Source organism: Sedimentitalea xiamensis (genome assembly GCF_030164465.1).
GTDB lineage: Bacteria > Pseudomonadota > Alphaproteobacteria > Rhodobacterales > Rhodobacteraceae > Sedimentitalea > Sedimentitalea xiamensis.
Genome location: NZ_JASNJE010000016.1, coordinates 60,309 through 85,788 on the forward strand (window position 1 = coordinate 60,309; position 25,480 = coordinate 85,788).

Consider the following 25,480-nt stretch of genomic DNA (forward strand, 5'->3'; position numbering starts at 1 on the left):
GGGCCATGCCCCGGCTGAGTCTTTTCGGTCTTTTCGGTCATTTGATGCCTTTTGGACTGCGTTGATTGCGACACTGGCGGCGCTGCAACCGACCTTGGTGGCCGAATTCCGCGGTTTTTTCCACCGTTGCAGGCGTCCGGGCAAAGCGGCCTTGATAATGTTCCCTAAATGTTCCATCGTTTTCCATGGACTGCGAAATTCCGATAGACAAGGCCCGCCGAAGGGCGCGCGGGGCGGTGAGCAACCGTAGCGGCCGCTTCGATCTCGACCGGAGGGCGGAGCCCGATGGCTGGGAAGGGCAGGCGGACGATACGGGAATTGCAACCGAGGTCAGCCTGGAAACGCCGCGCAGCCTGATCACCTACAACCGGAGCCCGGATCTACCCTTCGACCGGTCGATCAATCCCTATCGCGGATGCGAACACGGCTGCATCTACTGTTTCGCGCGCCCTTCCCATGCATGGCTGGGTCTGTCTCCGGGGCTGGATTTCGAAACCCGCCTGATCGCCCGGCCCGGTGCCGCGAAGGTCCTGGACCGCGAATTGCGGTCGTCGCGTTACCGCGTCGCGACCATTGCCGTCGGGACCAACACCGATCCCTATCAACCGATCGAGCGGGACCATCGGATCATGCGGGACTGTCTCGGGGTCCTGTCAGAGTTCAGGCATCCGGTGGCGATCGTCACGAAAGGGGCGCTTGTCGAACGGGACATCGACATTCTGGCGCCGATGGCGCGGCAGGGGCTGGCGCGGGTCGGGATATCGCTGACGACTCTGGACCCGGATCTGAGCCGCCGGATGGAACCGCGCGCGCCTGCGCCGGCCCGCCGGTTGCGCGTGATCCGGCGGCTTGTCGAGGCCGGCATCCCGGTGCGGGTCATGGCGTCGCCCATGGTGCCGGGCCTGACCGATCACGAGCTGGAAACGATCCTGTCCGCGGCGCGCGATGCCGGGGCCGATGCGGCGAGCTGGATCATGCTCCGCCTGCCGCGCGAGGTGTCGCCGCTCTGGCAGGAATGGCTGGCGGAACATTACCCCGACCGCGCCGCTCGGGTCATGGCGCGGCTGCGCGACATGCACGGCGGCAAGGATTACGATGCGCGCTGGGGCCATCGCATGCGCGGCGAAGGCCCCTATGCGGAGATGATCGCGCAAAGGTTCCGGCTGGCGACGCTGCGCCTGGGTCTGGACCGTCCGGTCGCGCCGTTGCGGAGCGATCTGTTCGCGGTGCCGCCCGAACCGGGCGATCAGTTGTCGCTGTTCTGATGCGCAAGACCGCTCCGGGCGGAAAAGCAAGCGGGCGGATCCGGGTTGCAAGACCGCCGAACCCCATGCGAGGGACGCAGCGCGCATTTTTTTGAATGCCGTTTTCATGAATGCCAGCAGCCTGTTAAGGCCGTTTCTTCATCCGGTTTCGCGCTAGCTGCGCCGTCGACCCCGGCGTTCCCGAGGTTTCGGCGTATCGTCGCCGGTTCCGTCGCTGGCCGAAGAAAATGCGCCGAGCGCCGCGGTGATCTGATCCAGGGTCGGGCGCCCGCCCAGGGGCCGTTCGTCGAGCGCCGCCCGCATCAGGCGCAGGTGTTCGGGCATGGTGCCGCAACAGCCTCCGATGATCCGCGCGCCGCAATCGCGCGCCATCGCCGCGTAATCGGCCATCAGCGCCGGCGTGCCGTCATAGTGGATGTGGCCATCCACGTATTTCGGGATGCCGGCATTGCCCTTGGCGATGAGCGGCCGTTCGGTGCCCTGCGCGGCAAAACCGAGAAGGGTGCGCAGGATGTCGGAGGCTCCGGTGCCACAATTGGCGCCGAAAGCCAGCGGCGGATGATCCAGCGCTTCGACCATCTGGACCATGTCCGCCGAGGTCACGCCCATCATCGTGCGCCCGGCGGTGTCAAAGCTCATCGTGCCGCACCAGGGCAGGCCGACAAGCGAAAACGCTTCGGCGGCGGCGCGGTATTCCTCGGGCGCGGAAATGGTTTCCAGCCACAGCACATCGACGCCGCCTTCTTTCAGCCCGTCCGCCTGTTCGTGGAACATCTCGACCGCCAGCGCATGGCTGAGCGTGCCGACCGGTTCCATGATTTCGCCGGTCGGACCGACCGATCCGGCGACCACCACCGGGCGGGCGGCCGTGTCCGCGATGTCGCGCCCAAGCTCTGCCCCGACCCGCGACAGTTCGCGCACCCGGTTCTGCGCATCGTGCAGTTTCAGCCGGGCGGCCGTTCCGCCGAACGTGTTGGTGAGGAACAGGTCGCTCCCGGCATCGACCGATCCCTTGTAGAGCGCGCGAATCTTGGCGGGCTCGTTGACGTTCCAGAGTTCCGGCGCTTCGCCGGACATCAGCCCCATGTTGAACAGGTTGGTGCCGGTCGCGCCATCGGCGAGGATCACTTCCTTTGCCGCCAGCAGTTTCTCAAAGGCATTGGTCACGATGAATCATCCTGTCAGTTTGGTCGGCGGATTGCTCTGCGTCGTCGGTCGCTGGCGCCTGGCGGACGCAGAGCAAGGAAGCGGCGGCCGAACACACGAGGCGCAGCCCAAAGAACGGCATCCATCCCGTATTTGAGGCCCGGAAACGGTCAGTCCGGGTTCAGCCGACCTCTTTCATGATCTGGTCCTTGGCCACCGCCATCAGCTCGTCCATCTTGGCGCGGATCGTGTTGGCATCGGCCTTGTCCCCGAGATCGGCGGCCAGCTTGCGCACGACATCCTCATGTCCGGCTTCCTCGAAATCGGCCAGCACGACGGATTTGGCGTAGTCATCCGCATCGCTTCCGGATTTGCCCAACAGTCCGGCGGCCCAGAGACCGGTCAGCTTGTTGCGGCGCGCGACGGCTTTGAAGGTCATTTCCTCGTCGTGAGCGTATTTCGCTTCGAAGGCGTTTTCGCGATCGTCGAATGTGGTCATGGCTGCTGCCCTTTGCGATATTGTGTCTCTGGCAGATATGCCGGTCCGTCCGCTCTTGTGCAAGAGGGGGCGGCACGCTTGCGACACTGCGGCCCTTGCACTATAGCGGCGTCACGGGGCCGGGTCTGTCCGGGCCGATCAACCCTGAAAGGCAGTTCATGGCGCGTCGCAAGAAGATATACGAAGGCAAGGCCAAGATATTGTACGAAGGTCCCGAACCGGGGACGATCGTGCAGTATTTCAAGGATGACGCCACCGCGTTCAATGCCCAGAAAAAGGACGTCATCGACGGCAAGGGGGTTCTGAACAACCTGCTGAGCGAGTTTTTCATGACCGGGCTGAACACGATCGGTGTTCCGACTCATTTCATCCGCCGGCTGAACATGCGCGAACAGCTGGTGCGCAGCTGCGAGATCATCCCCCTGGAAATCATCGTGCGCAATTTCGCGGCCGGCTCGATGAGCCAGCGGCTGGGGATCGACGAAGGCACGCAATTGCCTCGGCCGATTGTCGAATACTGCTACAAGGATGACAAGCTGGGCGACCCGCTGGTGACGGAGGAACATATCGCCGCCTTCGGCTGGGCCAGCCAGCAGGACATGGACGACGTTCTGAGCCTGGCGCTGCGGGTCAACGATTTCATGTCCGGCCTCATGTATGGCGTCGGCATTCGGCTGGTGGATTTCAAGATCGAGATCGGCCGTATCTATGACGGCGATTTCCAGCGCCTGATCGTGGCGGACGAAATCAGCCCGGACAGCTGCCGGTTGTGGGATATCGAGACCGGACAGAAACTGGATAAAGACGTGTTCCGGCGCGATCTGGGCAACCTGACCGATGCCTATTCCGAGGTGGCGCGCCGCCTTGGCGTCATGCCCAAGACATCGACGCCGATCACCAAGCCGACGCTGATCAACTGAATTGCAACGAAAGACGACGGCTCCGCCGGGGCCGGAAACAGACCAGAAGGGTGATGCCATGAAGGCAAGGGTTCACGTTATGCTCAAGACCGGAGTTCTGGATCCCCAGGGCGAAGCGGTGCGTCACGCCCTCGGCGCGATGGGATTTGAAGGCGTGACCGGCGTGCGGCAGGGCAAGGTTATCGAACTGGACCTGGCCGAGGGCGTGACCGAAGCCGACGTCCGGGAGATGTGCGAAAAGCTCCTGGCCAATACGGTGATCGAATCCTACACGGTGGACATGGGTTAATGCGGGCGGCCCGGCTGACCGGTTGGCGCGCGCCGCTGGAGATGGTCGACTTGCCCGGTCCCGATCCGGACCGGGACGGCGTCGTTCTCAAGGTGCTGGCCTGTGGCGTCTGCCGGTCCGACTGGCATGTCTGGACCGGGGCCGATCCGGTGGACCTGCCGCATGTGCCGGGGCATGAATATTGCGGAGAGGTGATCGCCGTGGGCGGCGATGTGCGGGGCTGGAAGGTCGGCGACAGGGTGATCGCGCCCTTCATTCTCGCCTGCGGACGCTGCGCGGATTGCGCGGCGGGACATCAGACCATATGTGCCGGTCAGGTGCTGCCGGGCTTCACGGCGCCTGGCGCCTTTGCCGAGGAGATCGCGGTGCCCCATGCCGACGCCAATCTGACAGCCCTGCCTGACGCGGTTGCGCCGGACCTGGCGGCTGCGCTGGGGTGCCGCGTGACCACCGCGTGGCAGGCGCTGACCGGGCGCGCCGCCCTGCGCCCCGGCGAATGGCTGGCGATTTTCGGCGGCGGCGGGGTCGGAACCGCGGCGCTTCTGTTGGGACGGGCGCTTGGGGCGCGGGTCGTGGTGGTCGATGTCGTGCCGGAAAAGCTCCACTATGCCCGCGAACTGGGGGCAGACGCCGTCGTGGATGCCAGCGCCTGCGATTCGGCGCAGGCGGTGCGTGACGCGACCGGCGGCGGGGCTCACATGGCGATCGAGGCTCTGGGGATCGACGCGACGACGCGGGCGGCGATCCGATCCCTGCGAAAGCTCGGACGGATGGTGCAGATCGGCATGCCGGCGGGCCCGCATGTCGAAATGCGCTTGCCGATGGACGCGGTCTATTCCGGCCAGCTTGCAATCTATGGCACCCGCGGGATGCCCGCCTGGCGCTACCCGTCGCTGCTGTCGCTGATCGAGGGCGGGCAGGTGGATCTGACCCCGCTGATCACACGCCGCATCGCTCTCTCCGATGTCACCCGCGAACTCGCCGCGTTCGATACGCCCGCTCCGCCGGGCGTTGCCGTTGTCACCGATTTCCTGAACTGAAGGATCCTTCCCATGCGTGCTGCCGTCGTCGTCTTTCCCGGATCGAACTGCGATCGCGACCTTGCCGTCGCCTTTCGGGCCGCCGGTGCCCATGTCACGATGGTCTGGCACAAGGATACCACATTGCCCGACGGTATCGACCTGGTCGGCATTCCCGGCGGGTTTTCCTATGGCGACTACCTGCGGTGCGGGGCAATCGCCGCGCAGTCGCCGATCTGCCGGGCAGTCAGGGCGCATGTGGACCGGGGCGGATATGCGTTTGGCGTCTGCAACGGGTTCCAGGTTCTCGCCGAAACCGGGATCCTGCCGGGCGCCCTGTTGCGCAATGCCGGGCTGAAATACATCTGCAAGACCGTCGATCTTCGGGTCCAGACCAGCAGCAGCGCCTTTACCGGCGCCTATAACGCCGGCGACGTGATCGGCATCCCGATCGCGCATCACGACGGCAACTATTTCGCCGACCCCGAGACCCTGACCGCGCTGAACGACCAGGATCGGGTGGCGTTCCGCTATGTCGGCAATCCCAACGGCTCCGTCGGGGACATCGCCGGCATCCTGTCGGAAAACCGCCGGGTGCTCGGGATGATGCCGCATCCGGAACGCGCGGCGGACGCGGGCCATGGCGGCACCGATGGCGCGGCGCTGTTCCGCGGGCTGGTTGGGGCGCTTGCACCCGCGTGACTTGAGCAAACGCCGATGCAGGCGTAACTTACTGTCATGAAGAGTCCCGTGAAACCTCATCAACCGATCTCGGGCTGGCCTCGGTCCGACGGGATCAGTTGGCGGGTCCGGCTGGCACTTGTCATCCTGCTGATCGTGGCCGTGGGAACGATCTGGGTCACGAACCGGATGATGACCGACCGGTTTACCGAAAGCACGCGCAACCGGGCGGAGCTTCGGCTGCTTCTTTACGGCGGCAACCTGCAAAGCGAACTGAGCCGAAATGCCATCGTTCCGCAGTTGCTGGCCCGCGATCCGACCCTCATCGGGGCGCTGAATTCGAGCGACTACAGCCAGTCGACCCAGAGACTGATCTCTTTCGTAGAGGAAATCGGCGCCGCCTCTCTGATGCTCCTGGACGGGGACGGGCGCACGGTGGCGGCGACGGACCGCAACAGGCTCGGCTCCCAACATCGCGGCGAACCCTATTTCGTGGATGCGATTCGCTCCAATTCCACGATCTTTTCGGTTATTCCACGCGAATCCGGCGGGTATCGGTTCACCTATGCCCGCAAGATCGAAAGCGGTTCCAACACCCTGGGCGTGATCGTGGTCGAGGTCGATCTGCAGAAGTTCGAACGGACCTGGGGCGGCATTTCCGATGCGGTCATGGTCACGGACAGCACCGGCACGATTGTCCTGTCCACGGAATCGCGCTGGCGCGGGCTGAGCGAACAGGAGGCTCTGGAACGGGAGACGCCGCAAGGGGCGATCGAGCGCGCGATCCGCACGACGGCGGACTGGACCGCCCTGCCGGCGGAAGCTTACCTGCAGGGCGAGGCGGTGATCAGGATGGAATCCAAGATCCCGTTCCGCGGCTGGCGCATGACCTCGTTTTCCACCTATGCGTCGGTGCGCGAGCGGGTGAATGGCATACTCGCGCTCGAGATCATGGGATTCGCGATCTTGTTGGCGCTGGTCTTTTACGCGCTCAGCCGGCGCACGGCCCTCCGCATGGCCTTGTTCCAGCGCGAGTCGGCAGAACTTCGCGCGTTGAACAGCCGCTTGCAGCGGGAAATCGCCGAACGGGAACGGGTGCAGGAAACGCTTGCGGTGGCCGAACAGACGCTGGCGCAGTCCTCGAAACTGGCCGCGCTCGGTGAAATGTCGGCGGCCGTCAGCCATGAATTGAACCAGCCGCTGGCGGCGATGAAAACCTACCTGGCGGGCGCGCGGCTCCTGCTGCGGCGCAACCGCCCGGAAGAAGCGCTGTCGTCCTTCGGGCGGATCGACGATCTGCTGGACCGGATGGGCGCGATCACGCGGCAGTTGAAATCCTATGCGCGCAAGGGCGGAGACACGCTGACCCCGGTAAACATGGGCGATGCGCTGGCCGCGGCGCTGTCGATGATGGAACCGCAGCTGCGCCAGAGAAAGGTCGAGATCGCGCGGATCCTGCCCGAGGAGCAGGTCTGGGTGATGGGCGACCGGCTGCGCATCGAACAGGTGATGGTGAACCTCTTGCGCAACGCGCTGGATGCCACGAAATCGGTGCGCAATCCGGAAGTTCAGATCATTCTCGCCGCCGGGGAAACCGCCACCCTGACCGTGCGCGACAATGGCGACGGTATCGAGGATCTGGAGTCGATTTTCGAGCCGTTCTACACTACCAAGCAGCCCGGCGACGGGGTCGGATTGGGGCTTGCCATCTCGTCCGGGATCGTCAACGACCTCGGTGGACGCCTGAGCGCGCGCAACGGGCGCGATGGTGGCGCGGTTTTCGAAATGCAGTTGCCGATACTGGAAACCGGTGTCGAAGCTGCGGAATGATGAGGGTGGACCAATGGCGCAGGCCATGAAGATAGCAATTGTGGATGACGAACAGGACATGCGCCAGTCGATCAGCCAGTGGCTGGCCCTGTCCGGATACGATACGGAAACCTTTGCCAGCGCCGAAGACGCACTGAAGGCTCTTGGGCCGGAATATCCGGGGATCGTGATTTCCGACATCAAGATGCCGGGCATGGACGGGATGCAGTTCCTGAAGAAACTGATGGGAACGGACAGCGCGCTGCCGGTCATCATGATCACCGGACATGGTGACGTGCCGATGGCGGTCGAGGCGATGCGCGTCGGGGCCTTCGATTTCCTGGAGAAGCCGTTCAACCCGGACCGGATGAGCGCGCTTGCCAAGCGGGCGACCGGGGCCCGGCGTCTGGTTCTGGACAACCGCGCGCTGCGGCGCGAGTTGAGCGACGGCACCCAGCTGATGAACAAGCTGATCGGCGCCAGCCCGGCGATGGAACGGCTGAAAGAAGATATCCTCGATCTGGGGCAGGCGGATGGCCATGTGCTGATCGACGGCGAAACCGGCACCGGCAAGACACTGGTGGCCCATGCGTTGCATGCGGTGGGCAGCCGCGCCGGCAAGAAATTCGTGCTGATCAGCTGCGCCGCGTTGGAAGAGGACGCGCTGGCAAAGCGGCTATTCGGTCCCATGCTGCCGGAGGACGAACAACTGCCCGCAATCGAGGAGGCCCGCGGCGGAACGCTGGTGCTGGAAGACATCGAGGCGCTCAGCGAGACCATGCAGGCCAAGCTGCTCAGCGTGATCAACGAGCAGGGCACGCCGGCGGAAACCCGCATCGTGGCGATCAGCAATTTGCAGGAGGCCGGTCGCACCAGCGAGGACGTCCTGCGTCCCGACCTGTTCTACCGCCTAGCCGCGTTGCGGATCACGGTGCCGCCGCTGCGCCAGCGCGGCGAGGACATCCTGACGCTGTTCACCCGCCTGTCGGAACAGTTCGCGGACGAATACGGCTGCGAGGCTCCGAAAGTCAGTGCTCAGGAGGCCGCGCAGCTGTTGCAGGCGCCCTGGCCGGGCAACGTGCGCCAACTGATCAATATCGCCGAACGGGCAGTGCTTCAGTCCCGACGCGGAAGCGGGACGATCGCATCCCTGCTGATGTCCGACCACGACGAGATGCAGCCGGTGATGACGACGGAAGGCAAGCCGCTGAAGGAATATGTCGAGGCGTTCGAACGGATGCTGATCGACAACACGATGCGCCGGCACAAGGGATCGATCGCCGCCGTGATGGACGAACTGTGCCTGCCGCGCCGGACACTGAACGAGAAAATGGCGAAATACGGCTTGCAGCGGTCCGACTATCTCTGACCGGAGTCGTCAGGCGGGCATGTGGTCTTCACTGGCCCAGCGGGTTCGCCAGGATGCGGGCGAGACTGTTTTCCACCGTGGCCCAGGACAGTTTGACGACGACGCCGACATCGCCGGTTTCCGAACCCTGATAGCGCAGATCGACCGACAGCTTGCCGGTCAGCGCATAGGTCACGCCCGCGTCCCAGTATTCGTTCTGGTTGGCACTGGTTTCGCCATAGGCGGCCGAGGCGGTCAGATCGTCGGTCACGGACCACAGCAGGCGGCCGCGCCGGTTGAACGAGTCCAGTTGCGGGTTGTATCCGAAATAGACCTCGCCCGCGAGATCGCCCGCCAGGGGCGACAACAGGCGCAGCTTGAATTCCCCGCAGCAGTCCAGCGTGTCGTTCAGCACGAACCGGCGGTAGCCTGTGTCGAAATACATCCCGTTGCGCAGCTTCTTTCGATAACCTAGGTAGAAATCGAACTCGGCACGGTTCGATGCCTGCCGCACGTAGGATACGACCGTGCCGGCGTAAAAGCCGCGCCAGTCCAGTTCCAGGAGCGGCTGGATCGTCGGGAGGCCGTTTGTCATGCTGATGCCGTTGTTGACGTAGTCGCTCGCGACGGTCAGGCCGGCAAAGTAGCGAAGTTGCGATTCGGGAATGAGATCCGTCTGGGCCTTGCCTTCGAATGCCCAGAATAACGCTGGAATGGCCAGGATCGCCGCACCAATAAGGTTAGCCGGTTTTTTTTCTGCCCGGTATGCGGGAGCGTCCATTTTCGGCCCGTCTGTTGTTATTTCTTCCCCATGACGTTAGCACGCCCGCTGAAATTGCGACAGGTTGCTGGTCCGTTTCCGGCGCTTGCCCCCGCCTGTCGTGCAGAATGCCCATTGTCAACCGGGGCGTGCTGCCCTTATGTTGGCTGAATGGACCTGTCGCCTTTGCGCGACAGACGATCCGGATTGAGTTTCGCTGTTTCGGACAAGCGCAGATATGCCTTCCGCGCCGGGCCGGGCAGACCGATTGGGCCTCTCAGGAGGCCGGTGTAGTGCCTTTGCTTTCTGACAAACGAGCAAGGGAATAGAATGGGCAGGCAAGGGACCGTCCCGGCCTGTCGGAGAAGAACCGCGATGACGCGCGCGCACGCTTTGAGCACATCGGCAGGGAGGCCAACGGCCGGACCCTGCCGCGCAGCGTCTGAAATCGCCCTGACAAGACACCATCCCAAACGCGCGCGTCCGCCCGGACGGGCGTATTTGCGATTGTGCACCAAGGAAACATGGCCAAGAAAATGCTTATCGATGCCACCCACGCGGAAGAAACCCGCGTCGTGGTGGTGGACGGAAACAAGGTTGAAGAGTTCGATTTTGAGTCCGAGAACAAACGCCAGCTGGCTGGCAACATCTATCTCGCAAAGGTAACACGGGTCGAACCGTCGCTTCAGGCGGCCTTTGTGGAATACGGCGGGAACCGGCACGGATTCCTCGCCTTTTCCGAGATTCACCCGGACTACTACCAGATCCCCATCGCCGACCGCGAGGCGCTGATGGAGGAAGAGCGCGCCTATGCGGAATCGCTGAAGGCGCGCGACGAAACCGAAGAAGAGAAACCCGGCCGCTCGCGCCGCGTTTCCCGGTCGCGGTCCCGGACTCGCGCGTCCGAGGTCACATCCGATGATGCGACGGTGACGAAGGACGTCGAACCCGAAATCAGCGGCATGGAAACCATCGACCTTGGCGATGACGACGACTCGGACGTGGATGTCGCCGAGACGCCGGAAGGTTTGTCGCCGATGGATACGGTCGCGGAAACGCCGGTCGAGGAACCGGACGAGGACGATCTGCCCGACGACGATGACGATGACGGCGCCGACAGCGAAGGTCCGGATGCGGCCGAGAAGGACGACAGCATCGAATCCATCGCCGATGAGGACGATATCGAAGACATCCGACCGCCACGCAAGCCGCGTCCGCGCCGCTACAAGATCCAGGAGGTGATCAAGGTCCGCCAGGTGCTGCTGGTGCAGGTGGTCAAGGAAGAGCGCGGCAACAAGGGTGCGGCGCTGACCACCTATCTGAGCCTCGCCGGGCGCTATTGCGTGCTGATGCCGAACACCGCGCGCGGCGGCGGCATTTCCCGCAAGATCACCAATGCCGCGGACCGCAAGAAGCTGAAGGAGATCGCCAGCGAGATCGACGTGCCCAAGGGCGCGGGCCTGATCGTGCGCACAGCGGGCGCCAAGCGCACCAAGGCCGAGATCAAGCGCGACTATGAATACCTTCAGCGCCTTTGGGAACAGATCCGCGAACTGACGCTGAAATCGATCGCGCCCGCCAAGATCTACGAGGAAGGCGACCTGATCAAGCGGTCGATCCGTGATCTCTACAACAGGGACATAGACGAGGTGTTCGTAGAGGGTGAGCGCGGCTATCGCATCGCCAAGGACTTCATGAAGATGATCATGCCGTCCCATGCCAAGAACGTGAAGCAATACACCGATCCGATGCCGCTTTTTGCGCGCTACCAGGTGGAAAGCTATCTGGGTGCGATGTTCAACCCGACGGTGCAGCTGAAATCCGGCGGCTACATCGTGATCGGAGTCACCGAGGCGCTGGTGGCGATCGACGTGAACTCCGGCCGGGCGACCAAGGAAGGCAGCATCGAGGAGACCGCGCTCAAGACGAACCTCGAGGCCAGCGACGAGGTGGCGCGGCAGTTGCGCCTGCGCGATCTCGCCGGCCTGATCGTGATCGACTATATCGACATGGACGAGCGCAAGAATAACGCGGCCGTGGAAAAGCGTCTGAAAGACCGGCTGAAGACCGACCGGGCGCGTATTCAGGTCGGCCGGATTTCCGGTTTCGGCCTGATGGAGATGAGCCGCCAACGCCTGCGCCCCGGCATGATCGAAGCCACGACGCAGCCTTGCGCGGTCTGTCACGGCACCGGGCTTATCCGGTCTGACGACAACATGGCGTTGTCGATCCTGCGCCAGATCGAGGAAGAAGGCGTGCGGCGCCGGTCGCGCGAGGTTCTCGTGCGCTGCCCGGTCAACATTGCCAACTTCCTGATGAACCAGAAACGCGAACATGTGGCCCAGATCGAAAGCCGGTATGGGCTTTCGGTGCGCATAGAAGGCGACCCGCACCTGGTCAGCCCGGATTTCGCGCTTGAAAAGTTCAAGACGGCGACCCGTGCGGTGCCCGTCGCGACGGCTCCGGTCGTGTCGGTCGACACGTCGCTGATGGATCAGATCGATGCGGATGACGCGGCCGATCCCGAAGATGAAGACGTCGCGGAGGCCGCGCCCGACGACACCGATGACGGTGAGGCAAAGCCGAAGCGGAAGCGCCGTCGCCGTCGGCGGCGCAGCAAGTCCGGTGCGTATTCCAACGGGGCGGATGGCGACGATTCAACGGCGGATACGGCGGATGCGGCTGACGGCGATACGTCGGAAAAACCGGACGCCGTCACTGCGACCGATGCCGAACCTGTTGCGGCGGAGGCAGTCACGGTTCAGGACGATTCCGTGACCTCTGGCGACGATGCGGAGCAACCCGCGCCCAAGCGCAAGCGGTCGTCCCGGTCACGGTCTTCGTCTTCCCGATCAAGTGCGAAGACACCGGCTGACGCGGAAACGCCTGTCGAGGACAGCGCCGCGGCCGAGGATGTGGCTGCCGCCGAGCAGACGCCCGAGGCCGAAACCGCGGAAGCGGAGGTCAAGCCCAAGCCGAAACGCACCCGCGCACCGCGCGCGAGCAAGTCCAAGGCGAAGACAGAGGCCGAGGCGGCCGAGAAGGTTGCCGCCGATGCGGCGGCCGAACCGGCAGAGCCGGTCGCGCGCGCCGAACCTGTTGCGCAGGAAGCCCCTGAACCGCCCGCGGCGGAACCCGCTGTCCAGGAACCGGCCACAGCCGGGGCCGAACCGGACAAACCGAAACGCCGCGGCTGGTGGTCGCTCGGCAGCTAGCCCATCGGCAGGGAAAAGACCGGAAACCAGGCGGGCCTCAGGGCCCGCCTTTTCTTATCCGGCCTTGCGGATCCGGTAGATCTGATGGGTGCCGCAATCCGCCTGCGACAGCAGCGCGTGACCCGATTCCGCGCAGAAATGCGGCACATCGATCATCGCGGCGGGATCGTCCGCAAGCATGTCGAGAATCGCGCCATCGGGAAGCGATTTCAGCCGCTTGCGGGCCTTGAGGACGGGAAGCGGGCACAACAGCCCGGTGGCGTCCAGGGTTTCCGTGGTTTCGGTCATGCGTGGTCAGATATGTCGGATGTTTCGCCCTGTCCACAAGGTTGTGATAGTTCCTGCGACGGAACACCGCGTGACCTTGGCGCGAGGATGGCCTATCACCGGCGGCATGTTCGGAATTGACATCATAGATGCGGGCCTGCTGCCGGCGATGATCGTGGCGCTGGCGGCGGGGATCGTCAGTTTCCTGTCGCCCTGCGTGCTGCCTATCGTGCCGCCCTACCTGGCCTATATGAGCGGCGTGTCGCTGTCGGACCTGGGCAGCGGAAGGGCAGCACGCAACAAGGCGTTGCTGCCGGCGGTCTTCTTCGTGCTGGGCCTGTCCACGGTGTTCCTGTTGCTCGGGTTCACCGCCTCGGCGATCGGAACGATGTTCCTGCAATACCAGGGGTGGTTCAACACGGTCGCGGGCGTTCTGGTGATGATTTTCGGCGCGCATTTCGTCGGGGTCTACCGGATCGGGTTCCTGGACCGCGAGGCCCGGATCGACGCCGGAGACCGGGGGGGCAGCGCCTTCGGGGCCTATGTTCTGGGCCTGGCCTTCGCCTTCGGTTGGACACCCTGCATCGGACCGCAACTGGGCGCGATCCTGTCGCTCGCGGCCACCGAAGCGTCCGTTGCGCGGGGCACGACCTTGCTGGCGGTCTATGCGATGGGGCTCGGCGTGCCGTTTCTTCTCGTGGCCGCTTACCTGCCGCGTCTCGGCGGAGTCATGGGCTGGATGAAGCGGCACATGGAACAGATAGAGCGGGTCATGGGACTGCTCTTGTGGACCATCGGTCTCTTGATGCTGACCGGCGGGTTTTCCAGTTTTTCCTATTGGCTTCTGGAACAGTTCCCGGCGCTTGCGACCCTCGGCTGAGGGCAGGGGGCCGTCGGCCCCCTCTTGGCCTTGCGGCCAATTCACCCCCGAGAGTATTTGTGGCAAGAGGAAGACACCGGCCAGGTTTTCTTGCCAGGGTTGATCGAGGCGGGGCTGAGGGGGATCGACATGCGCGTGGAAGGGGCAGGCAGGCTGGTGCGGCGTCGCCGGGTGTTTTATGTGCCCGGCTACGATCCGGTCCATGCCCGCCGCTATCGCGAGCTCTATCGCCGGGAAGCGGCGGAGCAGGCGCGGATTTCCGGCTACCGGATCGAGTTGTCAGCCAGGACAGGCGGCCCGATCTTCGGCTGGCATGTGATGGCCGAGATGGACGGCGCGACGGTGCGGACGGATGTGGAGGTGCTGGTCTGGTCGGATCTCGTGCGCGCGAGCATGTCCGGTTCGGTTCCGGCGACTTATCTACAGATGATCCGCACGGTCGGCATCTATGTCGGGACCGGAGCCTTTGCACGGTTGGCGCGGCTTCGAAAGGGACCCGTGATCGCGGCGCTGTATCCGGTCCTGGTGCTTGTCCTGCAATTGGGTCTTGCGGCGACCGTGGGGTGGCTGCTGGCCTTGGCGGTGATCGCATTCCTTGGCGGGGTCGTCGGGACGGTGCCGGCGGCGGCGCTGGCCTGCGGTTCGGTCGTGATCATCCTGCGCTGGTTCCGGGCGCGCGACGGAACCTTTTTCGCATATTACCTGATGCACGATTTCGCCTATAGCACCCAGGGACTGGGTGCTGACCCGCCGGAGCTTGAGGCGCGTATCGCGGTCTTCGCGGAACGGATCGGCGCGGCCTTGCAGGACGATGTGGACGAGGTTCTGGTCGTCGGACATTCTTCCGGTGTCCATGTGGCGGTTTCGGTCCTGGCACAGGTGGCCGCGCAGGGGCGGGCGCCGGCGCTCGGCTTCCTGTCGTTGGGGCAGGTGGTCCCGATGGTGTCTTTCCTGCCCGGTGCGCGTCGGTTGCGCAGGGATCTTCGGGTTCTGAGCACGCGCGAGGATCTGACCTGGGTCGATGTTTCCGCCCCCGGCGATGGGTGTTCCTTTGCGCTTTGCGACCCGGTCGCGGTCAGCGGGGTCGCGCCGCCGGGCAAGCGCTGGCCGCTGGTGATATCCGCGGCTTTCACCCAGACCCTTTCGGAACAACGATGGTCGGAGCTGCGCTGGCGCTTTTTCCGGCTGCATTTTCAGTATCTCTGCGCGTTCGACAGGCCGGGCGTTTATGACTACTTCCGGATCACGGCCGGACCCGAAACGCTGAGGGAGCGATTTGCCGGAAGGTCCTCGTCGGCATCGCGCATCGACGTGCCGGTGTCCGGATACACGTCGGTCGCCCCATGATTCCGCCCAAACCTGCGGCGCGTTCCGATCGGGTGTCGTTGCGCCGGTACATGCGGCTGTTTCGCGAGGATATCCTGTCCGCCCAGCCCGCGCGTCTCTACCGGGCGTGGATGGCGGAATTCAGGACGCCGTTCTTCCGGTCCTTCCTGATCAACCAGCCGGAGCTGATCCGGGAGGTGCTTCGCGAACGGCCGGAAGAGTTTCCGAAATCCGAGCGTATCGGTCGGGGATTGCGCCCTTTATTGGGCAATTCGGTCTTTCTGAGCAATGGCGCGGCCTGGCGGCGTCAGAGACGTATCATCGATCCGGCCTTTGCCGGAGGGCGGTTACGCGATACCTTCCCGGCCATGCAGGCGGCAGCCGAGGCGGCGCGGGCGCGGCTGTTCGGGCGTGTCGATACCGTGGTCGAAATCGAGAACGCCATGAGCCACGCGGCGGCGGATGTGATCTTTCGCACCCTGTTCTCGATCCCGATCGACGACGCGGTCGCAGAACGGACGTTCAGCCTGTTTCGGATCTATCAGCGCCGTCAGCCGATTCTGAACCTGGCGGCGCTGGTCCCGTTGCCGTTGTGGGCGTCGGGCGTTCTGCCGCGCCGGCGCGATCGCGCCGCGACCGAGATCCGGGCGTTGATCACGCAGATGACGCAACGGAGGACGGCCGAGATCCGCGAAAACCGCGCCCCGGACGATCTGGCGACCAAGATCATGACGACCGCCGACCCGGAAACCGGAGCGCCGTTCGATACGAGGGAAATGGTCGACCAGGTGGCGATCTTTTTCCTTGCCGGGCATGAAACCAGCGCCTCTGCGCTGGCCTGGTCGCTTTACCTGCTGGCGCTGTTCCCGGATTGGCAGGACCGGGTCGCCGAAGAAGCCGGAACCCTGGCCGCGCCATCCTTCGCCACGGTCGGCCAGTTGCGGCTGAGCCGGGACGTGTTCCGCGAGGCCCTGCGGCTCTATCCTCCGGTGCCGATGATGGTGCGCGAAGCACGCTGCCCGGACCGGTTCAGGGGCCGCCCCGTTCCCGCCGGATCGCAACTTGTGATCAGCCCCTGGCACCTGCACCGGCACGAGCGGTTGTGGGACAATCCCGACGGGTTCGACCCGGACAGATGGTCCACCGAGAATGGCCGGGCCTGCCAGCGGAGGGCCTACATTCCGTTTTCCGCCGGGCCGCGGGTCTGTCCGGGGGCCGGGTTCGCGATGGTCGAGGGACCGTTGATCCTGTCGACTCTTCTGCGCGATTTCAGGTTCGACATCGTGCCCGGGCGGACACCCGTTCCGGTGGCGCATCTTACGGTCCGGTCGCGTGACGGCATTTTCCTGCGGGTTCGCCGGAGATAGCGGGGCCGCCGACTTTCGACCGGGGTCAGTCCTTGGCGTCGCGGCCGGCGTTCCGGTAGTGCCGCAGAACGAACAGGCGCATCGCCGAGGCCAATCCGATGTCGGGACCGCGTTCGGCGTCAATGCGTGCGGCAAGAGCGTTGATCGGCTGGTTCCGGGCCTGTGCGATGGCGCGGAACGCATCCCAGAACTCGTCTTCCAGCGACACCGAGGTGCGATGCCCGCGCAGCGACAGGGAACGTTTGCGGGGGCGCTGGGTCATGCGTCGCCCTTGTGGCCGTCCAGATCGCGCCGCGCCTTGTCCGCGCGCGCCCTGTCCAGGTCGCGCTCGGCCTTGCTTCGGCCGAATTTCACGGCGTTCTCGTCGGCGCGGGCCTTCTTGTCGGTCCGCGCCTTGTCCTTGCGAAACCGGTTGAGATTGACCGGTTGCGCCATTACTTCGGCCCGACCATCAGTTCCGGGCGCACGACCCGGTCAAAGGTGGCTTCATCGACGAAGCCGAGCGCGATGGCCTCTTCCTTCAGGGTGGTGCCATTCTTGTGAGCGGTCTTGGCGACCTTCGTGGCATTGTCATAACCGATCTCGGGCGCAAGGGCCGTGACCAGCATCAGCGACTCCCGCATCAGTTTCTCGATGCGCACCCTGTCGGCCTTCAACCCGTCGACGAGGTTGTCGGTGAATGCGCTGGCGGCGTCGCCCAGAAGCTGCATGGACTGCAACACGTTGTAGGACATCATCGGCTTGTAGACATTGAGTTCGAAATGGCCCTGGCTGCCGGCGAAACCGACGGCGGCATCGTTGCCCATCACGTGGGCGCAGACCTGGGTCAGCGCCTCGCACTGTGTCGGGTTGACCTTGCCGGGCATGATCGAACTGCCCGGCTCGTTCTCCGGCAGGATCAGTTCGCCGAGGCCGCAGCGCGGACCGGACCCCAGCAGGCGGATGTCGTTGGCGATCTTGAAGAGGCTGACCGCCACGGTCTTGAGCGCGCCGGACAGTTCGACCATCGCGTCATGGGCGGCCAGAGCCTCGAACTTGTTGGGCGCGGTGACAAAGGGCAGGCCGGTGATCTCGGCCATATTGGCGGAGACCATCTCGGCCCAGCCCGTTTTCGTGTTCAGACCGGTGCCGACGGCGGTGCCGCCCTGCGCCAGTTCGTAGATGCGCCCCAGCGCGTCCTTGACCCGCTGGATGCCCATGGCGACCTGGTGGGTATAACCCGAAAACTCCTGGCTGAGCGTCAGAGGCGTGGCGTCCTGCGTGTGGGTCCGGCCGATCTTGATGATGCCATCGAATTCCGCGACCTTGGCCTGAAGGGCCGTGTGCAGCTTTTCAAGGCCGGGCAACAGCACCTGATGCGCGGTCATGGCGGCGGAGATGTGCATCGCGGTCGGGAAGGTGTCGTTGGAGGACTGGCCCATGTTGCAGTGATCGTTGGGATGCACGGGGTCCTTGGAGCCGATCACGCCGCCCAGTATCTCGATGGCGCGGTTGGCGATCACTTCGTTGGCGTTCATGTTGGATTGCGTGCCCGATCCGGTCTGCCACACGACCAGCGGGAAGTTGTCGTCCAGCTTGCCCTCGATCACTTCTCCGGCGGCCTGCATGATGGCCTTGCCGCGCGTCTCGTCCAGCGATCCCAGTTCCATGTTGGCCTGCGCGCAGGCCTTCTTGATGACGCCGAGCGCGCGCACGATGGCGACGGGCTGCTTTTCCCACCCGATCGGAAAGTTCAGGATCGAACGCTGCGTCTGGGCCCCCCAGTATTTGTCGGCGGGAACCTCGAGCGGGCCGAAGCTGTCGGTTTCTGTGCGGGTATTGGACATCGGAACTCTCCGTCAGGTCTATGGTCGCCAGCGGTTTACCGGGAGGGCGGGACGGGTGCAATTGGCCAGTTGCGCACAGCCGCAGGCCGGGCATTTCACGGGCCGGACAGGAACTGGAATATTGTCCTTCCCGCGTCACGTAGTATGGTGCCGGTGTGGATGGCCCCGCCTGGCCCGCCTCCGGGCCTTGCATAGGAAAGAGGATCGCAGAGATGTCGAACATGTCCCGGTCGCAGCCGTTTTCACATGTCTTGCTGATCGGGATCCTGGCGAGCCTGTTCTGCTGGTTTGCCGTTCCAACGCGAGCCGATATCAGCCAGTTTGTCGGCGATTACTCCGGCTCCGCCGAGATCGTGAACGATGATGGATCGGCATCCCCGAGGGACATGAGCGTTTCGATCTCGACGACCGCCAAGGGCTTTGTCGTGAAATGGACGACGGTGACGCACAGGTCCGAAGGCCGCACCAAGGAAAACACCTACGAGATTTCTTTCCTCCCGAGCGACAGGGAAGGCGTCTATGCCGCCGCGATGAAGAAGAACGTGTTCGGACATGAGGTTCAACTGGACCCGATGAAGGGCGAACCCTACGTCTGGGCGCGCGTGATCGGCGATACGCTGACGGTCTACTCCCTCTTCGTCGATGCGGACGGCGGGTATGAGCTGCAACAGTTCGACCGGACCCTGACCGAAGGCGGCCTGAATCTGGAATTCAGCCGGATCAGCAACGGAACCCAGCGGCGCACGACCAAAGCCTTTCTTGACCGGAAGTAGCCTGACGGCGCAGAAACGCGGGGCCTGATCGCGTCAGGGTTGCTTGCGGAAACTGTCCAGGGACACGACCTGCGCATCCGGTTTCGCGGCTTCCTTGGCGTCTTCTTCCATCGGGGCGGTGTTGGTGGAGGCGGGCGGCGGTGTCGCGTCTTCGTCTTCCTCGTCCTCCTCGGCGGATTCAAACCGCAACCCGAATTCCACCGACGGATCGACGAAGGTCTTGATCGCGTCATAAGGAATATAGAGCGGTTCCGGAGAATCCCCGAAGTTGAGCGTAACTGAAAATCCGTCCTGCCCGACCACGAGATTGTCGAACCAGTGCTGGATCACCACCGTCATCTCGCCCGGATAGCGGTCCGACAGCCAGTCCGCCATTTCCGTGTCGGGATGGGAGGTGTCGAAAGTGATGAAGAAATGGTGCGCCCCCGGAAGGCCATTGTCGGCAACATCCTGCAACACGGTCTTGATCAGACCACGCATGGCCGCGTGCATCAGGTTTCCGTAATCTATGTCGCGGGACATCGGCTTTCCCCAGTCTGACCCAATAGGCTGCCGCTCTGGCTGAAATCAGCATAGGGGATTCGATTAGAAACGAAAGCCTGTCATGGCGGGAAATAGTTTCACACCAGATGGCTGAGCATGCCGGCCAGCGCCGCCAGCGCAAGCGTGGCCGCCATGCCGAGCCGCAGGCGCATCAGGGCAACCGCCGCCAGGCCCGTCAGGCCGAGCGCCGGCAGATTCAGAGACAGAACATCAGGCTGCGGAAATGACATCGGACCGACGGTCCGTTCGACGATTTTGTCAAAGAACACATGCATCGCGAACCAGATTGTAAGATTGAGGATGACGCCGACCACCGCCGCCGTGATGGCCCGCAATGCGGCCGACAGCCGTGGGCGGCCGGAAAGGTGATCCAGATAGGGGGCGGCGAGAAAGATCCAGAGAAAACAGGGTATGAATGTTGCCCAGAGCGCAACGGCTCCCGCCGCCAGGGCAAGCGGCCATCCTCCGGCCTGATGACCCGCCAGCATGGCGACGAACTGCGTGACGAGGATGAGCGGTCCGGGCGTGGTTTCCGCCAGCCCCAGGGCGTCGATCATCTGTGCCGTGTCTATCCACCGGTAATCCTGGACGATCGTTTGCGTCAGGTAGGCCAGAACCGCATAGGCGCCACCGAACGTGACCACGGCCAGCTTCGCAAAAAGCCATCCGATATCACGCAACAGCGCGGGGCCGGTCACACTCAGTGCGATCAGCGGACCCAACCACAGGGTCAGCCAGATACCGGACGTGCGCAGGGCTGCACCGGGTGCGAAGGGGTGTCCCGCTTCGGGCGCGGCTTTCGAGTTGGCGCTTGCAAAACCCCAAAGCCCGGCAAGGGCCACGATCAGTGGAAACGGCAGGTCGAACGCGAAGATCGCGAGGAAAGCCGATCCCGCGATGACCCAGGCCGACGGGCCGATCAGGGCCTTGTCCGAAAGCTTGACCAGGGCCTGAAGCACGATCACGACGACGGTGGCCTTGATGCCCAGGAACGCCGCCTGCACCAGGGGAAGCTGGCCATAGCCGACGTAGAGCCCGACCAGACCCGCGATGACCAGTGCGCCAGGCAGAACGAAAAGCCCGCCGGCGACCAGACCTCCGGCGGTTCCGCGCAATCGCCACCCGGCATAGGTTGCCAGTTGCATCGCTTCGGGTCCGGGCAGCAGCATGCACAGCGACAGGGCGCGCAAAAAGGTCTGTTCGTCCAGCCAGTTGCGGTCCTCGACCAGTTCCTTGTGCATCAGCGCGATCTGGGCGGCAGGCCCGCCAAAGGACAACAGCCCTATGCGTCCGAAAACGCGAAACATCTCGCCTTTGGTCGACGTATTTCTGTTCGCGTTATCGCTCAATCGCCTGTCTCCGGCCGCATTGCCAGGTTGTAATTGGCTCCGGTTCGGCAGGTTTCCCGCGGGCCATTCGCATTACCCCGGATCGCGAGGGGGTCCTGGCCGGAGGCATTTGCAGATCCCAAATGGCCGCAAAACCTTTGCTGGATGCCAAGTCCGCCCGGTGCCGACGGGTGTCGTTGCGCATTGGTCTGCGTCCGTTGGCCAGGAGGACCCGACCGAAGAGGCGCAGGAAGGTCGGAACATCTGTTTGGCCTGGGATGCGAAGATTGGGGGGCAGAATGTCGCGGCCTGTGAACTCTGCCGCCTTCCCCGTGGCCGGGCCGCCGCCGTTGCGTGGCCGATTTCCCTTCGGACGGGTGTGGCGACATGATTGCTGCTGTCCTTACAGGCTTGACGCGATTGCTTTCAGATTTCCGGCCTTTCAGCAAGCGTGTTGGCGGCACCCGCCGAGACAGCCCGCATGTTCCGCGGCGCATTGGCGTTCCTTGCCGCTGTTTGCTGTCAACCTCCCTCCAGGGGCGCAGGGATTTTGCAGGAGGTTCCACGTCACCGCGCCATCCCGAACGCAGCGTCGGTTCTTCGCGAAGTTCCCGGTTTTCTCGTGACCCGGCGCGGTCCATTCAATCCCGCTGGCACCATTGGCGGGATATTCAGCGGCAATCCGCGGCCCTCTGCAAACAGGACCGGTCCGGTGGAATCCGGCATTTCGGAAATTGGATGGTGAAACGGCGCCAAGCGGCCGGTGCAGCCGGGCGACGATCCGTTTGACGTCAGCCGGATGTCAATCCCAGGTCATGCGCTGACCCGTCATGCACACCGGAACCGTGTCGACGGGAAACTGGCCCAACTGTTCGAAGAGAGACACATAATCGAACTGATTGTAGGCTTCGACCAATTGGTCGCCTTCAAACCGGACCATGGTCTGGCCGGTCACTTCGACGGGCGCGCCGGTATCCGCCCGGCTGGTCCGCGCCCGCACGAGCGCCGCGACCCAGGCACCGTTCTCGACGATCACGGGACAGTCGATTTCGATGTCACCCAGCAGATTTGACACAGCCATCACCAGGTCGCGGAAGTCCTGTGGCGAGAACTGCATTTGGGGGATTAGCCCGTCGGCATGCGCCGTCGGGGCGAAATAGCGGTCAATGGCATCAAGATCCTTGTGGACCCAGACATCCTGGTAAAAATTCAGCAATCGTTCGGATCGGGTCATCTGCACCTCCAAAGCTGAGCCAAATCTAGCGTGGCGGCGATGAACAAATGCTGAATGAATGCGCCCCTTTCATAAAATGATCCGTATTGGCTGACACATTTTCGACTGCCTGCCGGAACCGGCTTCGCGAGCATCCGGTTTCCCGCGCGAAGGGTGCCGCCCTGCTTGCGCAGTCCAAACCCGGCAGAACGTCTTTTCCCAATGGTTTGCAGCGGGGCGATAAAGTGCAGGCTTCTGTTGCCAGGTGCCTGCGGACCCCGCCTTACGCTGCTAGGCGCAAGGGCTTAAGTTTCGGTCTGGTTACTGCTTACGCAGCAACGGCAACCGGAGCACGATTGTCATTTGCAATTGTACTGTTCGGGCCGATACGGTGGCACCCCGCCGAGACAAAGCTAACCCCTTTAGACGTTCGTCGATCCTGTTTCGGCCCCATGATCCCCAAATGAAGGATTTTGGTGGAGCCGCCGGGTACCGCCCCCGGGTCCGATCCGCTTATTACGAGCGCGTTTATGTCCATAGTCCCGAAGGACATCCTGATATTAAGCACAGAACCTTCGGGTTTCAATCACTCACAGCGGGTCAGCGCGAAGTTTTTCCGCCAGCATTCCGGCCACATGCCCTGCGCTGGTTCGCCGGTGCGCAAAGTCTTGGTCTTGGCACCTTTCGGAAATTTCGCCTACACTTGCAACCGTTTGGGCGAGGAGGGACTGACATGTGTTTTTCCGCCACGGCAAGTTTCGCCGCCGCAGCGACCCTTGTGCCCTGCGGGATCGTGACCATCAGGCAGGCGCTTGACACCGACCGGCGACGGATCGGCATCGCGTGTTTTCCCCTGTTCTTCGGTGTGCAGCAGGCTTTCGAGGCGATCGTGTGGCTGGGCATCGATGCGCCATCGGAATGGCCTCTGTCTGCAGCGGCGCTGGTCTTCCTGTTCTTTGCCTATTGGTTCTGGCCTGTCTGGGTCCCGGCGTCGGCCTGCCTGATCGAGCCCGACGGTCTTCGGCGGAGGGTTTTCACCGCGCTTGCGCTGGTCGGGATCGTTTTCGGCGCGGTATTGTATCTGCCGGTTCTGGCCAACCCGGACGGCCTGACCGTGACCCTGGTGCGCAACTCGCTGGTCTATACCGGCGATCTCCTGTTTCACGGAGAGATGGCGAAGCAATTGCTGCGGGTTCTCTATGCGATGGTGATCTGCATTCCCCTGATGGCGTCGAGCCGCCTTGACCTGCGTCGTTTCGGATACCTGATCGCAGCATCCGTGCTGATCAGTTTTCTCGTGGCCAGCTACGCGTTCACGTCGATCTGGTGTTTCATGGCCGCGATCCTGTCTGCTTATATACTGGTGGTCTTCCGGGGCTTGAAGCGTGGTTCAGGGGCGTGGGATTCCCCGTCGTCCGGATGAGACGCAGCGGGTGTTCCGGCGGACCGCGCGGCAAAGACGCGCCGCGCCAGCCCCAGGGTCTCGGTTTCCAGGGCGCTGAGCGCGGCAATCGACGCGTCTTCGTCCCGTGTCTCGATCGCTTCGGCGATGGTCGTGTGCAGGGCGACGATGGCTTCTCGCGAGCGGGCCGTGAAGGTGATCATGTTCATCAGAGGCTGCATGGCCTCGACAGCCCCGGCAAGCTGGTAGGACAGCACGGGATTGCCGGCGCCATCCACCAGGGCCCGGTGAAAGGCGACGTCGCTGGCGCAGAAGGCTTCGTCGGTCAAACCCGGTTGCGATTGGCGGTGGATTTCGGTGCGCATCGTCGCCAGGTGATCCGCGCTGCGGCGGCGGGCGGACAGGGGCGCGCAGGCGCGCTCCATCGCGTAGCGGGCCTCGCAGGCGGTTTCGAAGCTGACCGCGTTCATCGAAAGCAACAGGGTCGATGTCGTGACCTGCTGGGAATAGGCGTCGGTATAGCTCAGCCGGTTCACGAAGGCGCCGCCGCTGGCGCCGCGCTGGGTCCGGATCAGCGACTGGGCGGCCAGCCGCTTGAGCGCCTCGCGCACCGTCGGCCTAGACACTTCGAAGTGATCCGCAAGTTCGGATTCCGATGGCAGGCGTTCATCGACGATCAGGGTGCCGTCCACGATCGCGTCGCGGATCGCGTTCGCGATCTGAGCGGAAAGATCTGCCGGACTGTTGGGATCGATTTTCATGGAAACCACTTTTCATTTGTCTGACATTTAAAAGTCTGACATCTAAAACGCAAGAGGTGAGTCTCCGGGGGAGTCATGGTATTGCAGTTGGTCAGAACGATGTCGGCGCCGCGATGGCTGGCGCTGTTCGGCCTGATCCTGGCTGCCTGGGCGCTGCTGTACCTGATGGCCGTTCCGGCCGAACTGCGCGATGCGGGGGCGATCTATGGCCGGGATTTCTGGGCCGATCTATGCACGCTGACCCCGGATGCGGCCGGTCTTGTGCGAATGATCCTGATGTGGGCGCTGATGTCCACCGCGATGATGGTGCCCACAGCCCTTCCGGCGCTGTCCACTTATGACGACATTGGCCGGGCGACGTCCAGGACCAGCATGACAAGGCTTGTCGGCGGATACCTGACGGTCTGGCTGGGGTTCTCGGTTGCGGCGGCGGGGGCGCAGATGCTGCTGTTTCGGGCCGGGGCTCTGGATCCGCTGGGGCAGCAACTCGCGGCACCGATTTCAGCGCTGTTGCTGGGACTTGCGGGGCTTTACCAGTTTTCGCCGGCCAAGGAATCATGCCTGAGCAAATGCCGGCACCCGCTGGCGTTTTTCATGGCGCACTGGGACGAGGGGCCGTGGCGCAATGGAATGCGCCTGGGGGCCGTCTGTATCGGCTGTTGCTGGGCGCTGATGCTTCTGGGCTTTGTCGGAGGGGTGATGAACCTTGCCTTCATGGGGCTCGCCACCCTGATCATGGTGCTGGAGAAACTGCCGGAAATCGGCCGGTTCGTTACCCGGCCTCTTGGCGTAATCTTGTGTCTTGCCGCGCTGGGAACAGCGACGGGTGTGATTTGATCGGAG

General features: G+C 63.7%; 26 protein-coding genes and 1 other RNA gene. 14 read left to right on the top strand and 13 right to left on the bottom strand.

Features of this window, described 5'->3' with window-relative positions; all coding sequences use genetic code 11:
• Positions 1-37: 37 nt before the first annotated feature.
• On the bottom strand, positions 38-187 hold the full coding sequence (locus QO034_RS13670) for a hypothetical protein (RefSeq protein ID WP_284486141.1): 150 nt from the start codon (positions 185-187) through the stop codon (positions 38-40).
• On the opposite strand from QO034_RS13670, the gene QO034_RS13675 reads away from it, so the two are divergent.
• Complete coding sequence (locus QO034_RS13675; RefSeq protein ID WP_284486102.1) at positions 186-1,265, top strand: PA0069 family radical SAM protein; 1,080 nt, start codon at positions 186-188, stop codon at positions 1,263-1,265. The genes QO034_RS13670 and QO034_RS13675 overlap by 2 nt on opposite strands.
• 153 nt (positions 1,266-1,418) lie before the next feature.
• On the opposite strand, the gene bmt is transcribed toward QO034_RS13675, so the two are convergent.
• Positions 1,419-2,432: a betaine--homocysteine S-methyltransferase gene (gene bmt, locus QO034_RS13680; protein WP_284486103.1), complete on the bottom strand. Its 1,014-nt coding sequence runs from the start codon at positions 2,430-2,432 to the stop codon at positions 1,419-1,421.
• Between the two features lie 160 nt (positions 2,433-2,592).
• Positions 2,593-2,910 (bottom strand): DUF1476 domain-containing protein, encoded by a 318-nt coding sequence (locus QO034_RS13685; RefSeq protein WP_284486104.1) that lies wholly within the window; start codon positions 2,908-2,910, stop codon positions 2,593-2,595.
• Between the two features lie 158 nt (positions 2,911-3,068).
• Between QO034_RS13685 and purC the strand changes: the two genes are divergently transcribed.
• Genes purC through QO034_RS13715 form a run of 6 tightly spaced genes read left to right on the top strand, consistent with a single transcriptional unit; the run spans position 3,069 to position 8,997 of the window.
• Positions 3,069-3,830, top strand: a complete 762-nt coding sequence (gene purC, locus QO034_RS13690) for a phosphoribosylaminoimidazolesuccinocarboxamide synthase (protein ID WP_284486105.1) — start codon at positions 3,069-3,071, stop codon at positions 3,828-3,830.
• 58 nt (positions 3,831-3,888) lie between these two features.
• On the top strand, positions 3,889-4,119 hold the full coding sequence (gene purS, locus QO034_RS13695; protein WP_284486106.1) for a phosphoribosylformylglycinamidine synthase subunit PurS: 231 nt from the start codon (positions 3,889-3,891) through the stop codon (positions 4,117-4,119).
• Positions 4,119-5,159, top strand: coding sequence for an alcohol dehydrogenase catalytic domain-containing protein (locus QO034_RS13700; RefSeq protein WP_284486107.1), 1,041 nt, complete (start codon positions 4,119-4,121; stop codon positions 5,157-5,159). The genes purS and QO034_RS13700 overlap by 1 nt, the downstream gene beginning before the upstream one ends.
• Positions 5,160-5,171: 12 nt before the next feature.
• Positions 5,172-5,840, top strand: a complete 669-nt coding sequence (gene purQ / locus QO034_RS13705; protein ID WP_284486108.1) for a phosphoribosylformylglycinamidine synthase subunit PurQ — start codon at positions 5,172-5,174, stop codon at positions 5,838-5,840.
• A gap of 36 nt (positions 5,841-5,876) precedes the next feature.
• Positions 5,877-7,649 (top strand): sensor histidine kinase, encoded by a 1,773-nt coding sequence (locus QO034_RS13710; RefSeq protein WP_407696766.1) that lies wholly within the window; start codon positions 5,877-5,879, stop codon positions 7,647-7,649.
• 13 nt (positions 7,650-7,662) lie between these two features.
• Positions 7,663-8,997, top strand: a complete 1,335-nt coding sequence (locus QO034_RS13715) for a sigma-54-dependent transcriptional regulator (RefSeq protein ID WP_284486110.1) — start codon at positions 7,663-7,665, stop codon at positions 8,995-8,997.
• Positions 8,998-9,025: 28 nt separating this feature from the next.
• On the opposite strand, the gene QO034_RS13720 is transcribed toward QO034_RS13715, so the two are convergent.
• Entirely contained in the window at positions 9,026-9,757 is a 732-nt protein-coding gene (locus QO034_RS13720) for a TorF family putative porin (RefSeq protein WP_284486111.1), read from the bottom strand.
• 503 nt (positions 9,758-10,260) lie between these two features.
• Here QO034_RS13720 and QO034_RS13725 point away from each other — a divergent pair.
• Positions 10,261-12,951, top strand: coding sequence for an Rne/Rng family ribonuclease (locus tag QO034_RS13725; protein WP_284486112.1), 2,691 nt, complete (start codon positions 10,261-10,263; stop codon positions 12,949-12,951).
• Positions 12,952-13,005: 54 nt separating this feature from the next.
• Here QO034_RS13725 and QO034_RS13730 read toward each other — a convergent pair whose 3' ends face one another.
• A complete protein-coding gene (locus QO034_RS13730) occupies positions 13,006-13,239 on the bottom strand; it encodes a sulfurtransferase TusA family protein (protein ID WP_284486113.1) in 234 nt (77 codons plus the stop codon).
• Between the two features lie 106 nt (positions 13,240-13,345).
• Here QO034_RS13730 and QO034_RS13735 point away from each other — a divergent pair, with 106 nt between their 5' ends.
• From QO034_RS13735 to QO034_RS13745, 3 genes are all read left to right on the top strand, one after another.
• The gene (locus QO034_RS13735) at positions 13,346-14,098 is read left to right on the top strand and encodes a cytochrome c biogenesis CcdA family protein (RefSeq protein WP_284486114.1); all 753 of its coding nucleotides are present in this window, start codon (positions 13,346-13,348) and stop codon (positions 14,096-14,098) included.
• Between the two features lie 129 nt (positions 14,099-14,227).
• Positions 14,228-15,445 carry a hypothetical protein gene (locus QO034_RS13740; protein WP_284486115.1) on the top strand — a complete coding sequence of 406 codons (1,218 nt, stop codon included), beginning with the start codon at positions 14,228-14,230 and terminating at the stop codon, positions 15,443-15,445.
• Positions 15,442-16,791, top strand: a complete 1,350-nt coding sequence (locus tag QO034_RS13745) for a cytochrome P450 (RefSeq protein WP_284486116.1) — start codon at positions 15,442-15,444, stop codon at positions 16,789-16,791. Before QO034_RS13740 ends, QO034_RS13745 begins: the two co-directional genes overlap by 4 nt.
• A 25-nt stretch (positions 16,792-16,816) precedes the next feature.
• Here QO034_RS13745 and QO034_RS13750 read toward each other — a convergent pair whose 3' ends face one another.
• From QO034_RS13750 to fumC, 3 genes are read right to left on the bottom strand one after another with little or no spacing between them, the layout of a single operon-like run.
• Positions 16,817-17,053 carry a ribbon-helix-helix domain-containing protein gene (locus QO034_RS13750; protein WP_284486117.1) on the bottom strand — a complete coding sequence of 79 codons (237 nt, stop codon included), beginning with the start codon at positions 17,051-17,053 and terminating at the stop codon, positions 16,817-16,819.
• Positions 17,050-17,226 carry a DUF4169 family protein gene (locus tag QO034_RS13755; protein WP_284486118.1) on the bottom strand — a complete coding sequence of 59 codons (177 nt, stop codon included), beginning with the start codon at positions 17,224-17,226 and terminating at the stop codon, positions 17,050-17,052. The genes QO034_RS13750 and QO034_RS13755 overlap by 4 nt, the downstream gene beginning before the upstream one ends.
• Complete coding sequence (fumC, locus tag QO034_RS13760) at positions 17,226-18,617, bottom strand: class II fumarate hydratase (protein ID WP_284486119.1); 1,392 nt, start codon at positions 18,615-18,617, stop codon at positions 17,226-17,228. Before fumC ends, QO034_RS13755 begins: the two co-directional genes overlap by 1 nt.
• Positions 18,618-18,829: 212 nt before the next feature.
• Here fumC and QO034_RS13765 point away from each other — a divergent pair, with 212 nt between their 5' ends.
• Positions 18,830-19,390, top strand: a complete 561-nt coding sequence (locus QO034_RS13765) for a hypothetical protein (protein ID WP_284486120.1) — start codon at positions 18,830-18,832, stop codon at positions 19,388-19,390.
• A gap of 33 nt (positions 19,391-19,423) precedes the next feature.
• Here QO034_RS13765 and QO034_RS13770 read toward each other — a convergent pair whose 3' ends face one another.
• The 4 genes from QO034_RS13770 to ssrA form a co-directional block, all read right to left on the bottom strand.
• Positions 19,424-19,912 carry an SspB family protein gene (locus tag QO034_RS13770; protein ID WP_284486121.1) on the bottom strand — a complete coding sequence of 163 codons (489 nt, stop codon included), beginning with the start codon at positions 19,910-19,912 and terminating at the stop codon, positions 19,424-19,426.
• A gap of 98 nt (positions 19,913-20,010) precedes the next feature.
• On the bottom strand, positions 20,011-21,240 hold the full coding sequence (chrA, locus tag QO034_RS13775) for a chromate efflux transporter (RefSeq protein WP_284486140.1): 1,230 nt from the start codon (positions 21,238-21,240) through the stop codon (positions 20,011-20,013).
• 823 nt (positions 21,241-22,063) lie between these two features.
• Positions 22,064-22,495, bottom strand: coding sequence for an ester cyclase (locus QO034_RS13780; protein WP_284486122.1), 432 nt, complete (start codon positions 22,493-22,495; stop codon positions 22,064-22,066).
• A gap of 223 nt (positions 22,496-22,718) precedes the next feature.
• Positions 22,719-23,064, bottom strand: a transfer-messenger RNA (tmRNA) gene (ssrA, locus tag QO034_RS13785).
• A gap of 143 nt (positions 23,065-23,207) precedes the next feature.
• On the opposite strand from ssrA, the gene QO034_RS13790 reads away from it, so the two are divergent.
• Positions 23,208-23,897 (top strand): DUF6629 family protein, encoded by a 690-nt coding sequence (locus QO034_RS13790; protein ID WP_284486123.1) that lies wholly within the window; start codon positions 23,208-23,210, stop codon positions 23,895-23,897.
• On the opposite strand, the gene QO034_RS13795 is transcribed toward QO034_RS13790, so the two are convergent.
• Positions 23,828-24,637 carry a FadR/GntR family transcriptional regulator gene (locus QO034_RS13795; protein WP_284486124.1) on the bottom strand — a complete coding sequence of 270 codons (810 nt, stop codon included), beginning with the start codon at positions 24,635-24,637 and terminating at the stop codon, positions 23,828-23,830. The two genes, QO034_RS13790 and QO034_RS13795, sit on opposite strands and share 70 nt — an antisense overlap.
• Positions 24,638-24,712: 75 nt before the next feature.
• Here QO034_RS13795 and QO034_RS13800 point away from each other — a divergent pair, with 75 nt between their 5' ends.
• Entirely contained in the window at positions 24,713-25,474 is a 762-nt protein-coding gene (locus tag QO034_RS13800) for a DUF2182 domain-containing protein (RefSeq protein ID WP_284486125.1), read from the top strand.
• The last annotated feature ends 6 nt before the right edge of the window (positions 25,475-25,480 follow it).